The sequence below is a fragment of the Chryseobacterium sp. C-71 genome, from assembly GCF_020911865.1.
GTDB lineage: Bacteria > Bacteroidota > Bacteroidia > Flavobacteriales > Weeksellaceae > Chryseobacterium.
Window position 1 is genome coordinate 2,708,810 of sequence record NZ_CP087131.1, and the last position, 13,672, is coordinate 2,722,481.

At 34.8% G+C, this 13,672-nt stretch carries 13 protein-coding genes; 1 reads left to right on the top strand and 12 read right to left on the bottom strand.

The window, feature by feature from the left end; genetic code table 11:
• Window positions 1-2: 2 nt before the first annotated feature.
• The 10 genes from fabF to LNP04_RS12450 all read right to left on the bottom strand — a co-directional run bounded on the left by fabF (window position 3) and on the right by LNP04_RS12450 (window position 10,283).
• Complete coding sequence (fabF, locus tag LNP04_RS12405; RefSeq protein WP_229983275.1) at window positions 3-1,244, bottom strand: beta-ketoacyl-ACP synthase II; 1,242 nt, start codon at window positions 1,242-1,244, stop codon at window positions 3-5.
• A gap of 145 nt (window positions 1,245-1,389) precedes the next feature.
• Window positions 1,390-1,815, bottom strand: a complete 426-nt coding sequence (locus LNP04_RS12410; RefSeq protein ID WP_229983276.1) for a PaaI family thioesterase — start codon at window positions 1,813-1,815, stop codon at window positions 1,390-1,392.
• 8 nt (window positions 1,816-1,823) lie between these two features.
• The gene (locus LNP04_RS12415; protein WP_229983277.1) at window positions 1,824-2,429 is read right to left on the bottom strand and encodes a TetR/AcrR family transcriptional regulator; all 606 of its coding nucleotides are present in this window, start codon (window positions 2,427-2,429) and stop codon (window positions 1,824-1,826) included.
• 126 nt (window positions 2,430-2,555) lie between these two features.
• On the bottom strand, window positions 2,556-2,972 hold the full coding sequence (locus tag LNP04_RS12420) for an OsmC family peroxiredoxin (RefSeq protein ID WP_229983278.1): 417 nt from the start codon (window positions 2,970-2,972) through the stop codon (window positions 2,556-2,558).
• 92 nt (window positions 2,973-3,064) lie between these two features.
• Window positions 3,065-3,931, bottom strand: a complete 867-nt coding sequence (locus LNP04_RS12425) for a helix-turn-helix domain-containing protein (protein WP_407928599.1) — start codon at window positions 3,929-3,931, stop codon at window positions 3,065-3,067.
• A 105-nt stretch (window positions 3,932-4,036) separates the two neighbouring features.
• Entirely contained in the window at window positions 4,037-6,730 is a 2,694-nt protein-coding gene (locus tag LNP04_RS12430) for a TonB-dependent receptor domain-containing protein (RefSeq protein ID WP_229983280.1), read from the bottom strand.
• Window positions 6,731-6,794: 64 nt separating this feature from the next.
• Window positions 6,795-7,151, bottom strand: a complete 357-nt coding sequence (locus tag LNP04_RS12435; RefSeq protein ID WP_229983281.1) for a hypothetical protein — start codon at window positions 7,149-7,151, stop codon at window positions 6,795-6,797.
• A 20-nt stretch (window positions 7,152-7,171) separates the two neighbouring features.
• The gene (locus LNP04_RS12440) at window positions 7,172-7,828 is read right to left on the bottom strand and encodes a hypothetical protein (RefSeq protein WP_229983282.1); all 657 of its coding nucleotides are present in this window, start codon (window positions 7,826-7,828) and stop codon (window positions 7,172-7,174) included.
• Between the two features lie 173 nt (window positions 7,829-8,001).
• Window positions 8,002-8,688, bottom strand: a complete 687-nt coding sequence (locus LNP04_RS12445) for a response regulator transcription factor (RefSeq protein WP_047443171.1) — start codon at window positions 8,686-8,688, stop codon at window positions 8,002-8,004.
• A gap of 47 nt (window positions 8,689-8,735) precedes the next feature.
• Window positions 8,736-10,283 (bottom strand): sensor histidine kinase KdpD, encoded by a 1,548-nt coding sequence (locus LNP04_RS12450; protein WP_229983283.1) that lies wholly within the window; start codon window positions 10,281-10,283, stop codon window positions 8,736-8,738.
• Window positions 10,284-10,481: 198 nt separating this feature from the next.
• On the opposite strand from LNP04_RS12450, the gene LNP04_RS12455 reads away from it, so the two are divergent.
• A complete protein-coding gene (locus LNP04_RS12455) occupies window positions 10,482-10,979 on the top strand; it encodes an SRPBCC domain-containing protein (RefSeq protein ID WP_229983284.1) in 498 nt (165 codons plus the stop codon).
• Window positions 10,980-11,106: 127 nt separating this feature from the next.
• On the opposite strand, the gene LNP04_RS12460 is transcribed toward LNP04_RS12455, so the two are convergent.
• Window positions 11,107-11,448: a hypothetical protein gene (locus tag LNP04_RS12460; RefSeq protein WP_229983285.1), complete on the bottom strand. Its 342-nt coding sequence runs from the start codon at window positions 11,446-11,448 to the stop codon at window positions 11,107-11,109.
• A 54-nt stretch (window positions 11,449-11,502) separates the two neighbouring features.
• Entirely contained in the window at window positions 11,503-13,548 is a 2,046-nt protein-coding gene (locus LNP04_RS12465; protein ID WP_229983286.1) for a S9 family peptidase, read from the bottom strand.
• Between the last annotated feature and the right edge of the window lie 124 nt (window positions 13,549-13,672).

Sequence of the window (13,672 nt, forward strand, 5' to 3'; positions counted from 1 at the left end):
TTTTATTTAAATTTTTTAAAAATCAAAGTTGCATTGTGGCCACCAAAACCAAAGGCGTTACTCAAAGCATAATTGATTTCTTTTTCTTTCGCTTCATTAAAGACGATATTGATATCTCTCGGAATTCTCTCATCAATATTGTGCATATTAATCGTTGGCGGGATGATCCCATTTTGAATTGCTTTAATAGAAAGAATAGCTTCGGCAGCTCCAGCAGCACCCAATAAATGACCGGTCATCGATTTGGTTGCACTGATGTCTAAATTGGTACTACCTTTAAAAACTTTAGTAATTGCATTTAATTCAATCAAATCTCCAAGTGGAGTAGAGGTTGCATGCGGATTGATATAATTGATGTCTTCGGCATTCACTCCTGCTTCTTCCAATGCTAGTTGCATTGCTTTTATAGCTCCTGCTCCTTCAGGATGAGGTGCTGTCATATGATATGCATCGGCAGTCATTGCTGCACCAACCAATTCAGCGTATATTTTTGCGCCACGTGCTTTTGCGTGTTCGTACTCTTCAAGAACCAAAGAACCTGCACCTTCACCCATTACAAAACCATCTCTGTCAGCATCATACGGTCGGCTTGCGGTAGCGAAATCATCATTTTGTGTAGACATGGCTTTCATCGTAGAAAATCCACCCACTGAGGCTGGAGTAATCGCCGCTTCAGAACCACCACTAATGATTACTTTAGCTTTTCCTAATCTGATATAGTTGAAAGCATCCATAATTGCGGTATTTCCGGTGGCACACGCAGAAACGGTAGTATAATTGATTCCCTGAAGACCAAACTTCATAGAAATCATTCCCGATGCCATGTTTGCAATGAATTTAGGAACGAAAAAAGGATTGAAACGTGGGTTTTCTCCTCCTTTTGCATATTCCATTACTTCGTGTTCGAAGGTCCACATTCCGCCTTGTCCGGTTCCCCAGATCACTCCTGTATCGAATGGATCCATCTTTTCAAAATCTAAACCTGAATCCTGAATCGCTTCTGCAGATGAATACATGGCATATTGAGTAAAAAGGTCACTTCTTTTGATTTCATTATGAGTAAGATGAACTTTTGGGTCAAAATTTTTCACTTCACAGGCAAAATGTACCTTGAATTTTTCTGTATCAAAATGTTTGATTAAATCTGCACCACTTTTTCCGTTGATGCTGTTTTGCCAAAAATCTTCGACATTGTTTCCCAAAGGTGTTACTGCACCCAATCCTGTAATGACAACTCTTTTCATATGTAGATTTTACTGTTGTTTTTTAATAATTATGAAGTAGTTTTCGGTCCTAAAACTCGTGCCGACTTCATAAATAAATTGTATTCTTTTTAAAGGTCAAATAATAGCATCAAAACTGTGCCTAAATATTTTGACGATTTTATGTTTAATTATTGATTTTAAATAAATTAGAAGTTCCTCTTGCAATCATGCGCGTTTTGTCTGCATTCCAAATTTCGCACTGCGCATTTACAAACTGCTTTCCGTTTTTAATAATTGATGATACCGCAACGATCTCATCATTTTCTTTCGCTGTAGAAAAATAATCAATGGCATTATTTACCGTCACGATAAAGTTTTTTTCATTCAACGAAAACATTGTGGCGCCAATAATATCATCCATGATTGCTGCAGTTACTCCACCATGCATATTTCCCATAGGATTCAGCCATTCTGGTCTTACCGTATATTGAAATTCTATTTTTCCTTCTTCTGCAGAAATCACTATAGGATTTAGCCAACGCATAAACGGAGAAGGAGATTCTGTAAATTCTTTCCCGATGAATGCTTGTAGTTTTGCAAGTTTATCCATAACAGTATTTATAATGGAGTTTGTTTTATTTCCCGATCGATGATTGATAGTACTCTATCTAGCGCAAGATTGAGGTATTTTTCATCGTCTGTAGTTTTTGATAGCAGAATTCCGCCTTCAATCAGCATGATGAAGAGTGATGCATATTCTTCTGAATTAATTTTTTTACTAAATTCCCCGCTTTCCTGTCCTTTTAAAATGATTTTTGATACGGTTTTCTTCCAGTTTTCAAAAGAAATGGCAACTTGTTTTTTTAGATTTGGGAAAGTATCATCAGATTCTGTTGCCGCATTCATAATCGGGCAACCTCCATTTGCGAAAACAAAATGCCAGTTTTTTCGGTAAAAAGCAACAAATGCATAGAGTTTATCAAGTAAAGTAGGAAATTCATCGCCAAAAGATCTCAATAAATTTTTCCCAAGAAGCCCGGAATTAAATTTATAAACCTCTATTGCCAATTCATCTCTGTTTTCGAAATTTCCGTAAATGCTGCCTTTAGTCAAGCCTGTTGCTTCAGAAATGTCAGATAACGACGTTCTTGTGTAGCCCTTGCTGTTGAACAGGGCTGCGGTTTTCTCGATGATGAACTGTTTTGTCTTTTCTGCTTTAGACATTGATACAAAATGATGTGCAAATATAATAAAAATATACCAATCGGTATATTTTATTTTAAAAATAAAGTCTGAGATTCAATTATCTTCAGACTTCATATTTTTAATCGGGTTAGTTTTATCTAAAACTTAAACCAAAGTTGCATTCAAAGTAATTTCAAAATTGAAAGCTGCGCTTACCGGGCAACCTTCTTCTGCGATTTTCGCATATTTTTGAAAATCTTCTTCAGAAATTCCAGGAACTTTTGCAGTTAAAGTCAATTCAGACTTTGTGATTTTTCCGATGCTTGGGTCTAATGTGATTACAGATTTTGTCGTCAATTCTTCAGGTGTGAAGCCAGCTTGAGAAAGTTCTGCGCTCAACTTCATTGTGAAGCATCCTGCGTGTGCTGCGGCTAATAATTCTTCAGGATTTGTTCCTACACCATCTTCAAAACGGCTGCTGAAAGAATATTGAGTTTGGCTAAGTGTTGTGCTTTGAGTCGTTAAATGACCTTTTCCTTCTTTTACGGTTCCGTTCCAAACGGCTGTTGCGTTACGTTTCATAATGTTTTGAATTTTTTAATGTTAAATATTAATTGCTTTTTGATGATACAAAGATATGGAGTGTAAGTTCTTTAATAAATAGATTTAAAGCATTAAATATTGTACTTTTTTCCCGACGAATAGTTTTTCTTGAAATTGATAGGTGTGCTACCTACTTTTTGAGTAAAAAGTCTGTTGAAATAGGCAGGATCTTCGTAACCCAAATCATAACCAATCTCTTTTACGGTCTTGTCTGTATAGAAAAGAAGCCTTTTTGCTTCCAGCAGAATTCTGTTGATGATGTATTGATTGGGAGACTCCAAATTTAAATTTTTAAACTTATGGCTCAGTGTTTTGGGTGCAACATGAAGCATTTCTGCATAATCAGAGACTTGATGCTTTTCTCTGTAATGAATTTCCAGATAACGGCTGAAGTCCCTGAAAACATCAAGTTCCTGATGGTTGATCTTTAGATTTTCGGGTTCTATATTTTGAGCTTTCCATTTTCTGGTGGCACGAATGATAATTTGTTTCAGGTACGTTCTTATCATTTCTTCAGAAGAAGAATCTTTAGACTGAAGCTCATCTTTAATGTTTTCAAATAAGTTCTTGATGATGTCGTTTTCAGAATCACTGAGCTCAACTTTTGGATTTTCAAAAACGTTGTGAAAAAGCAATCCGTCGCACGCAACTTCTTTATCATGAATTTGAATACAATAAAAATCTCTGTTATAATAAATAAGAGATGCCTCGTCCGTACTTCCTTTTTTGATATCGAGAAGTTGATAAGTAATGAAAAAAAGAGTTGGAGATTCTGTTTTGTAATGATTAAAATCTACAGTCAATTCATATCCTGCAGGTAAATACAAAACTTTAATGTATGGTTGTGATTTTATACGTTCCACACCTTCAAAATTGTTTTGGGAGAAATGTTCAAAACCAAATTTTTTATAAGCGTCTTCAAAAATTAAGTTCTCCAAACCCATAGATTTTCTTTAAGTGAAAGGTACAAAAAAAGCATGATGTGATAAGATTAAATTATTGACATCATGCCTTAGATTTATTTAAAAATAAATTGAATCAAATTAGAAACTCACATCCAGTCCTACGTAGAAATTAGCTTTCATAATTGGAGCATATACCATTCCGCCATCAAAATAATTTCCGAAAGGGTTTCTGAAATCTACAATCGCATTTTTTTGGTAGTAAGAAGTCAGGTTTTCACCGCCTACATACGCTCTGATTTTCTGGTTGAAATTTCTTGAAATCTGCGCATTTACAACTGCATAAGATTGTGAGTATGCAGGAATTTGAAATTCTACAGGATTGCTTGCTGTATTGGGAAGTCTTTGTTTTCCGACAACATTTAATGTGGTGTCAAAACTCCAGAATCCGCCTTTTGTATTTTTATTGGTGGCGTATGCTAAATTTACAAAACCTCTGTGCTTCGCCATAAAAGGAATTTCTCTTCGTCCATCCATATAATCAGCCTGCACATCATAGTATTTGTAAGCCAGTCTCACTTCAAAATTTTTGAAAGGAGTAAAATCCCATTGTGTCTGAAATGAATTTGCAAAAGATTTTCCTTCTAAATTATAGAAAGTCAACTGTTGAGGGGAACGGTCGAGATCAACCAAAACCTGATCCTGGAAATCTGTTCTGAAAAAATCAACCATCAAAGTAGATTTTCTTCCGAATAATTTGAATTCCTGTTGCAGACTTGCTCCAAAATTCCAGGCAATTTCCGGTTTCAAACCATAAATATCTCCACCATTTTGAAGAATCTGAATGTTTCTGTTGGATGCAAAATACTGTTGGTTTTCAGCAAAAACTGAAGTAGTTCTGAAACCTCGTCCGGCAGATAATCGTAAAATAGTTTGCGGAGTGAAATCATATTTAAAATTTAATCTCGGCGTAAACTGAGTTCCGGCTAAATTATGAAAGTCGGCTCTTGCACCGGCAACCAAAGTATATTTTAAACCTGTTAAAGTATATTCAGCAAAAATTCCGGGAACGACTTCGTTTCTTCTGAAATTGTTTGTCAGATAGTCTTCATTGTATCTGTCATACATGAAACTCGCTCCGGTTTTATACTTGTGGTTGGTATTTCCGATAATGCTTTCAAAAATTAAATTCGAATAATACGTATGCTGCTGTCCGGAATAATTTCTCAGTCCGAAAAAGCTGTCCTGTTGGTGATAAACATACTGATTCATCCAGCCCAAACTTTGATAAGGTTTTCCTTTAAAAACATATCCTGTCTTATTCCAAACCTGAAATCTAGAAATGTCAATTCCAACGCCGTATGCAGTTTGTTTGTCTTGTGGAAGTTTTTTATCAAAACCGATTTGTCCTGCAGTTCTTTCATCTTTCACGAAATTAATTCCGAAGTGCGAACCGAAACCTGATTTTTCTAAGTCGTTAAAATTCAGTAAATAAGCTGCGTTCAACTGAGTTCCTTTTGGTCGGTCAAGAAAACCGTCGTCATTCATATCTGTATCTCCAAACGTTCCGTTTCCGTGAAGTAGAAAAGTTTGCGTCCAATGATCATTAATTGGTTCAACATGGGTAATATTCGCTTCAGCTCTTCCATTGAAATCGGAAAATAAATTTAAAGAAGTCTCAGATTTTTCAGAATGCTTGATGAGTTCGGTATTAATTTGTCCTGTGATACTTTCGTAACCGCTCGTTACGGTACTTCCGCCTTTAGTAAGTTGAATACTTTCAATCCATCTTCCGGGAATAAAATTTAATCCATAAGCAGATGCCAAACCTCTGATTTCAGGTAAAAGTTCTTTAGTCAAACTTGTGTATTTTTGATCTAAACCTAACATTTTAAGCTGTTTTGTGCCTGTAACAGCATTACTGAACGAAACATCAACGGTCGCGTTGGTTTCAAAGCTTTCAGATAAATTACAACACGCTGCTTTTAATAATTCTTTTTTGTCGATATTAAAAACCAAGCCTGCTTCTTTTTTATTGATAGAAGTTGCAGCTTTCGATGCTGACACCTTTACTTCTTCAATGTTTTTTGCGTTCTTATCATGTTGATGATCAGAATCGGAATCTGTGTGTTTTTTTGAATCGTGTATTGTAGCATTTTGATCAGAATGTACATTGGCGTTGGCTTCTCCAAATGCTGTCTCACGGTCGTACAAACAACATCCCGGAAGTTTTTTGTAAACGTCATCGGGCGTTTTATATTTTTCGTTATCATGACCTACTTCAGCGATTTTTTTCAAAATTTGGTCTGCTGAGGTTTTTGAGGAATCAAAATCTAAAGTTATAGTTTGTTTTTCTGCATTCCAGTCCGCTGATTTTGCTCCTGCTGATTTTGCTGCTTTTTCAATTCGGGCTTTGCAAGATTCGCAGTTTCCCTTTACGAAAAACTCATTTTCACCTTTTGAGTGATTGTGATTTTCTGCTGTTAGCTTTTTTTCTGTTTGAGTTTCTCTTTCGTAATGACAACATCCCGGAAGTTTCTGATAAGTTTCGTCAGAGGCTTTGAACTTTTCGTTGTCATGTCCGGCTTCTGCTATTTTTTTAAGAATATCTTCAGACGTAATATTGTCTGACGTTTCTAAAGTGAGTGTTTGTAAATCAATAGAATACCTTGCTGCTGTAGCTCCTGCCTTCAAAGCGGTAGATTCTATTCTTTCTTTACACATTTCGCAGTTTCCTTTTACCTGAAACTGGCTTTTATGAAGATTTTGAGCAAAGATAAATTGTGTAAATAAGAGGAATAGGCCAAGGATTACCTTGGTAGTATATAATTTCATTGTTTAAAATTTAGATTAATTAAAAAACGATTCATTAAGATCTTAATGAATAATTTGGATGTAATTAACCTAGTTTAGGCGGTTGCCAAATATCTTTTAAACTATCTGAAATATGAGGGGCAGAATATTGAAATTCTAAACTTCTATTTGTTTTAAAAGGGATGTGATTGAAAAATAAGGTTTTCGCAGAAAGATTTTCTACGACAGTATGGCAGGTCACACAAAACGAACAACAATCGTCGTTGCATGAAGATTTTTCGTCTTTTTTGTCTTGGCTATCATGTTCTTTGTCGCAACAGCTATGAGTTTTTGATTCTGTGTTGCAACAGTTTTCTTGTGAAGTCTGGGCATAAAAATTATCTTTAGGAATCAAGAAAATTCCTAAACAAAAGATAATTAATAAAACCTGTATATACTTCACGACGCAAATTTACAAAAAAATTAAAGTGCCTCACCTACTTTTTTAGCACAATCATGCCAAGGCTCACCATGTGCTGGATTCATTTTTGGTTTTGGACCTGTATTATTTGCTACAGCCTTAGGTGCCGGCATCGGTTGTGGAGCTTGTACTTGAGTTGTCTGTGCAGTCGGTTGAGAGGTAGGTGCAGGTTTGCTGTTTAAAGGCTGACCAACCGGAATATCACATCTGTGGCCTGGCTGACCATGTGGAGGATTCATTCCCGGAGCAGTTTTCACTTGTTTCCCATTTTGATCCATCATTATTTTTCCCGGACTTACTGCATTGGGATCAATCTGAACTTGGCTATTTCCGTTTACCGTAATGTTTTGTGTGGAAGGATTAGCTGCCTGTGCGGGTGTTCCGCTGCCATTTAAAGGTTGTCCTACAGGAATTTCGCATCTGTGACCAGGTTGTCCGTGAGGAGGATTCATCCCTGGAGCGGTGGCTCCAGCCGGAGAATTGGGTGCAGCTGTCTGAATTCCTGCCTGATTCAATAATGAAGGTTGTGGGGTGTTGTTGACCGCTGCGATTGGTTGTTTAACTCCCGATTCGTCTTTTATGTAAGTAGGTTTTTCGTCTTTCTTGCAGGAAATAACTAAAATTCCTGCGGTTAAAATCCCTAAAAATATATTTTTCATAAGTAATTTTTATTGTTTTTTTAAGTCTTATGTTATCGCTTAATCTTTGGAAGCTGTTTTCCTGAGTTTACTTATGGCGACTACGTAACAAATAAGCATAAAAAACAAAATTAGCAAAACATTTCTAAATGCTTTGCTAATTTCTATACTATATTGTTATTTTAACGTTTCGCTTAGTTCTTTACCAAAAGTCTGAAACCTTCACCGTGAACGTTGATGATTTCTAAACCGTCATCGTCTTTCAGGAGTTTTCTCAATTTAGCAATATAAACATCCATACTTCTTGCCGTAAAGTAATTTTCTTTTTTCCAGATTTTTCTTAATGCAAGATCTCTCGGCATAAAGTCGTTTCTGTGAAGACAAAGTAATTTTAAAAGCTCATTTTCCTTCGGCGAAAGTTTGTATTCATTATCACCAACTCTCAATTGTCTCAACATAGAATCAAAGAAAATATTGCTGATTTTAAACTGCTCCTGCTCTTCATTTTCTAAAGTAGAGCTTCTCTGAAGAATCGCTTTGATTTTATATAAAAGTAATTCAGTATCAAAAGGTTTTGTAATGTAATCATCAGCTCCCAGTTGATATCCTTTCAATATATCTTCTCTCATATTTCTTGCAGTAAGAAAGATAATAGGAGTGTTTTTATCGATTTTCTTAACGTCTTCCGCTAAAGAAAAACCGTCTTTTTTAGGCATCATAACGTCGAATATACAGATGTCAAATTCGTTTTCTGTAAATTCTTTCAGACCTTGCTCGCCATCGACTGCTAAAGTCACTTCAAAATTGTTGATAGAAAGGTAATCTTTCAAAACCGCTCCGAAACTCTGGTCGTCTTCTACTAATAATATTCTGTTGCTCATATCTTGTTTATTTGTTTAATTATTACTTATCAATTATTATTTTCAGTTTAAGCCATTGGAAGTTTAATGATAAACTTACTTCCTTTGTCTTTTTCTGAATCCACAATTACCTGACCTTTATGAAGTTCAACGATTTTCTTTACGTAAGAAAGCCCAAGCCCTTGTCCTTTTACATTGTGAATGTTTCCTGTTTCTTCGCGGAAGAATTTCTCAAAAATCCGAGTTTTGTTTTCTGTTTCCATTCCCATTCCTTTATCGGAAATTTCGATTACGTACCAATTACCTTCATTTCTTGTTTTTACATCAATTTCCGGTGCTTCGGGAGAATATTTGTTGGCGTTATCCAAAAGGTTGACCAGCATATTTGAGATGTGAAATTCGTCAATTTTAAAAGTGTATTTATCGGCATTGAATTCCTGCCTCAATGTACCATTTCTTTGAGTAACAATGAGTCCGAATGATTCTGTAGTTCTTTTAATTAATTCTCTTACGTTGGTTTCCTTTAGGAATAATTTCACCTCATTTCTTTCCAGCTTAGACATATTCAGAACATTTTCTACCTGTTTTTTCATCCTCAGGTTTTCTTGCTTAATAAGACTTGAGTAATATCTTACTTTTTCAGGATTAGTCGCAATTTTATCATTCGCTAAAGAATCTGTTGCAACAGAAATGGTCGCCAAAGGAGTTTTAAACTCATGAGACATATTGTTGATAAAGTCTGTTTTGATTTCGGCAATCTTTTTTTGCCTCATCATATAGTTGATAGAAATGATATAAATTCCCAAAATTGTCAGTAGAGAAAGAAATGTCCCCAAAAGCATTGGCCAGTTATTCATCGCCAAAGAGTATTCTTTTTTAGGAAAAACTAAAGCCAAGGTGTATAAGGTACGGTCTTTTGTGTCTGTAAATAGAGGATAAGAATAAGTATTTCCTTCCTTTTTTTCCTGAAAAACTTTATTAACTACAGTAGTAAGTTTATTATTTTTATCGGTAACTCCATACCCAAAATCAGAAGAAATTCCTTTCATACTGAGTTCTTTCGTTATAATAGAGTCTAAAACTTTTGCCTCAACACGTTTTGTGAGAGGAAGATTATTACCTCTTACATCAATGAATTCTTTGAAACTATAATCGCCACTTTCTATATTCTGATTGATTTCGTTGGTTAGTATTTCTCTTTTTGTAGTATCTTTTTTTATCGTATAAGCGGCACCATCAGTATACATTTTTGTCAAACGCAAAGAATCTCCACTTTTGTTGAGAGGAAGTTGCCTTTGTTCGATCAGATTTTTAGAATAGATAATTGATCTCTGTGTTCCAGAATCTATAGTCTGTTGAATTGTCGTTAATGAAGGTTGCTTACTATTTGCTTTTACATTGTCCCGAAAGTTTTCATAATTTTCATTAAATAATTTTTCTGCTTCTAATTCAGAAACCGTTTTTGTGGTATTTTCCAGAGCGGTATAGACTTTGTTGGAAAACTCTTGTTCCAGTGCTCCATAATATCCTTTAAGCCAATAAAACTGCAAAGTCACAAAAACAATTAAAGAAATTGTCATGAAGACTGAGATTATCGGGATGAACTTGTTATTCATTGAATATAATAATTTGTAATTACAAATGTTAAAATTAAATATTTTACCACGAGATAAACAAAAAATGCGCCAAAAAATTGTGTTCAATTTCTTAAAATCGAGTTTTTTAACATTTTTTTACGAATACATTCTTTTTTATTGGGAAATATTTAATTGTTTCTAAGTCTAAAATTTTTAATTTTAAATAAAATATAGTAAATGAATACTGAAATTGTTTTTAATAAAGATTTTGATTCAAAAAGCATCTACGTCATGAAAGTGTATGATGCTGAAGTTTCTAAAGTTTGGGATTATTTTACACAGGCTGAACTACTTGACCAATGGTGGGCTCCGAATCCATGGAAATGCGAAACTGAAAATCTTAACTTTGAAGAGGGAGGTGTTTGGTTCTACTCCATGAATGGCCCGGAGGGTGAGAAAATTTATTCACAAGTGAAGTACGGTGAGATTAATAATGGAAGGAGTTTTGACGGAATCGACGCATTCTGTGATGAAAACGGAAAAATTGATGAGAATTCCCCGCAAACCAAATGGCTTCTAGGTTTTACAGGAGTTGAGGAAGGGACAAAATTGTCCGTCAACATGCATTTTCAAACTGAGGATGACATGAAAAAGCAACTAGAAATGGGCTTTGAAGAAGGTTTTAAAATGGGTTTGAATCAGCTCGAAGAAATTCTTGGTAATTTGAAAATTTGAGAATGTATTATTTTGAAAATTTCAAATATTAAATTGGTTTAAAAACGTTTGTGATAAAAAAATGGAACATAATTTTACGTTCCATTTTTCTTGTTATGTAATTGAAAATTTTCAAATTGTTTTATTTTCAAATTAATTCCTCTTCCTGAAAATAATGAATAATTGCTTTCTTCATCAAAAGTTGCTGCTCGTTAGGTTTCAGTTCCGGAAGTTTTTCCAGCTCATCAAAATGCGGATAACCGTCTTTATCGTAATGGCTAAATTTAAAATATCCGAAAGGTTCAAGAAGTCGACAAACTGCAATGTGAAGGATGTTGAGCTTGTCGTCCTTTGTGTATTTTTGTTGTCCGCTTCCTAATTCCTGTACACCAATTAAAAATAAGATGGTGTCTATCTGCGGATGTTTTTCTGTGTCGAAATTGATTTGAAAAAATTCTTCAACCTTGGCCCATAATTCTGCTTCTGTCATATTTTAAGAATTTGTTTTATTGTATTAAATCAAGGATTTTATGTTTGATATTAATTAAATTTTATTTTCAAGTTTCATCAAAAACGCATATTCCAATGCGTCTTCTTTTAAGGATTCAAATCTTCCGCTTGCACCGCCGTGACCAGAACTCATATCGGTTTTAAACAATAAAAGATTGTCATCAGTTTTCAATTCACGTAATTTTGCAACCCATTTTGCAGGTTCCCAATACTGCACTTGAGAATCGTGAAAACCAGTCGTAATCAGCATATGCGGATAGTCTTTTGCTTCTACATTATCATATGGCGAATAATCTTTCATATAATGATAATATTCTTCATCATTCGGATTTCCCCATTCATCATATTCTCCGGTCGTCAAAGGTATAGTTTCATCCAACATGGTTGTTACAACATCTACGAAAGGAACTTGTGCGACAATCCCGTTAAATAATTGTGGTTCGTAGTTTACAACAGCTCCTACCAATAAACCTCCTGCACTTCCTCCCATTGCGTATAAGTGTTTTGAAGAAGTGTAATTTTCTTTTATTAAATATTTTCCGGCATCGATGAAATCAAAAAAAGTATTCTTTTTAAACAACATTTTTCCGTCTTCATACCATTCTCTTCCTAGATATTCACCGCCACGAATGTGAGCGATTGCATATATAAAACCTCGATCCAGAATAGAAAGTCTCACATTAGAAAAACTCGCATCAACCGTATGTCCGTAACTTCCGTATCCATATAAAAGAACCGGTGTTTCTGCCGTTCTCTTGGTGTCTTTGTGATAAACCAAAGAAATTGGAATTTTCACTTCGCCATCTCTGGATTCTGCCCAGATTCTTTCTGAAATATAATTTTCAGCAACAAATTTTCCACCCAAAACTTCCTGTTGCTTCAAGAGTTTGGTGGTTTTATCTTTCATATTATATTCGAAAGTTGAACTCGGAACTGTAAGCGAAGTGTATCCGTAACGTAAAACGTCAGTATTAAATTCTAAATTTAAACCAATGTAAGCCGTGTAAGTCGGGTCTGAGAAAGGTAAGTCATACGTCTCTCCATTTTTCTCGTTAATGATTTTTATCTGTAAAAGCCCTTCTTCTCTTTCTTCCAAAACGAGATAATCTTTGAAAATCTCAAAACCTTCAAGCAAAACTTCGGGACGGTGCGGGATTACATCTACCCAGTTTTCCATTCTGCAATTGTCGATTTTGGTTTTTACGATTTTGAAATTGGTAGCGTCGTCTGCATTGGTGATGATGTAAAATTCATCTTCGTAATGCTCAACAGAGTATTCCAAATCATCGATTCTTGGCTGAATTACGTTCCATTCTGCAAAAACGTTGTCTGAAGGAATAAAATGATGCTCATCTGAAATTGTACTTGAACTCGCCAAGAAAATATATTCTAAAGATTTGGTTTTAAAAACATTAACGTCAAAAGTTTCATCTTCTTCATGGAAAATTAAAACGTCTTCAGAAGGATTTGTTCCCAATTCATGTCGGTAAACTTTATACGCACGAAGGCTTTCATCTTTTCTGATGTAAAAAACGTGCTTGTTATCATTTGCCCAAACCGCTTTTCCTGTTGTGTTTTCTATTTTGTCTGAAAGAATTTCACCAGTCTTTAAGTTTTTAAAATTTAAACTGTAGATTCTTCTTCCCACATTATCTTCTGAAAAAGAAACCAATTCGTTATTCGGGCTTACCGCAACATTGGCAACTTCAAAAAACTCTTGACCTTCCGCTAGAATATTGACATCGAGGATGATTTCTTCAGGATTCTCCATAGTTTGGAATCTTCTGCAGAAAATAGGGTATTCTTTTCCTTCCTCATAACGCACTATGTACCAATATTCGTTGAAGAAATAGGGTAAAGACTCATCATCTTTTTTATAACGGGCTTTCATTTCCTCGTAAAGTTCTTCCTGAAAAGCTTCCGTCTCTTTCATCATCGCCTCTTCGTAAGCATTTTCTTCTTCGAGATATTTGATGACTTCAGGATTTTCACGATTGTTCATCCAAAAATAATTGTCAATTCTTTTATCTCCGTGAATTTCGAGTATATTTTCTTTTTTTTTTGCTTGTGGAGCTTTCATTCGAATATTTCCTTATTTTAATTGAATCTGTTTTCGTTAAACTTTTAGGCTAAAATGTGCTTTAAAAACGAAATTTTGTTCAATGTTAATTTTTGTTCAAATTTAATTAAAAAAAAGCCATCTT

Excerpts from the sequence above, each read along its gene's own strand:
- fabF (WP_229983275.1), bottom strand. The coding sequence starts at position 1,244 with ATGAAAAGAGTTGTCATTACAGGATTGGGTGCAGTAACACCTTTGGGA.
- LNP04_RS12410 (WP_229983276.1), bottom strand. The coding sequence starts at position 1,815 with ATGGATAAACTTGCAAAACTACAAGCATTCATCGGGAAAGAATTTACA.
- LNP04_RS12415 (WP_229983277.1), bottom strand. The coding sequence starts at position 2,429 with ATGTCTAAAGCAGAAAAGACAAAACAGTTCATCATCGAGAAAACCGCA.
- LNP04_RS12420 (WP_229983278.1), bottom strand. The coding sequence starts at position 2,972 with ATGAAACGTAACGCAACAGCCGTTTGGAACGGAACCGTAAAAGAAGGA.
- LNP04_RS12430 (WP_229983280.1), bottom strand. The coding sequence starts at position 6,730 with ATGAAATTATATACTACCAAGGTAATCCTTGGCCTATTCCTCTTATTT.
- LNP04_RS12440 (WP_229983282.1), bottom strand. The coding sequence starts at position 7,828 with ATGAAAAATATATTTTTAGGGATTTTAACCGCAGGAATTTTAGTTATT.
- LNP04_RS12445 (WP_047443171.1), bottom strand. The coding sequence starts at position 8,688 with ATGAGCAACAGAATATTATTAGTAGAAGACGACCAGAGTTTCGGAGCG.
- LNP04_RS12450 (WP_229983283.1), bottom strand. The coding sequence starts at position 10,283 with ATGAATAACAAGTTCATCCCGATAATCTCAGTCTTCATGACAATTTCT.
- LNP04_RS12455 (WP_229983284.1), top strand. The coding sequence starts at position 10,482 with ATGAATACTGAAATTGTTTTTAATAAAGATTTTGATTCAAAAAGCATC.
- LNP04_RS12460 (WP_229983285.1), bottom strand. The coding sequence starts at position 11,448 with ATGACAGAAGCAGAATTATGGGCCAAGGTTGAAGAATTTTTTCAAATC.
- LNP04_RS12465 (WP_229983286.1), bottom strand. The coding sequence starts at position 13,548 with ATGAAAGCTCCACAAGCAAAAAAAAAAGAAAATATACTCGAAATTCAC.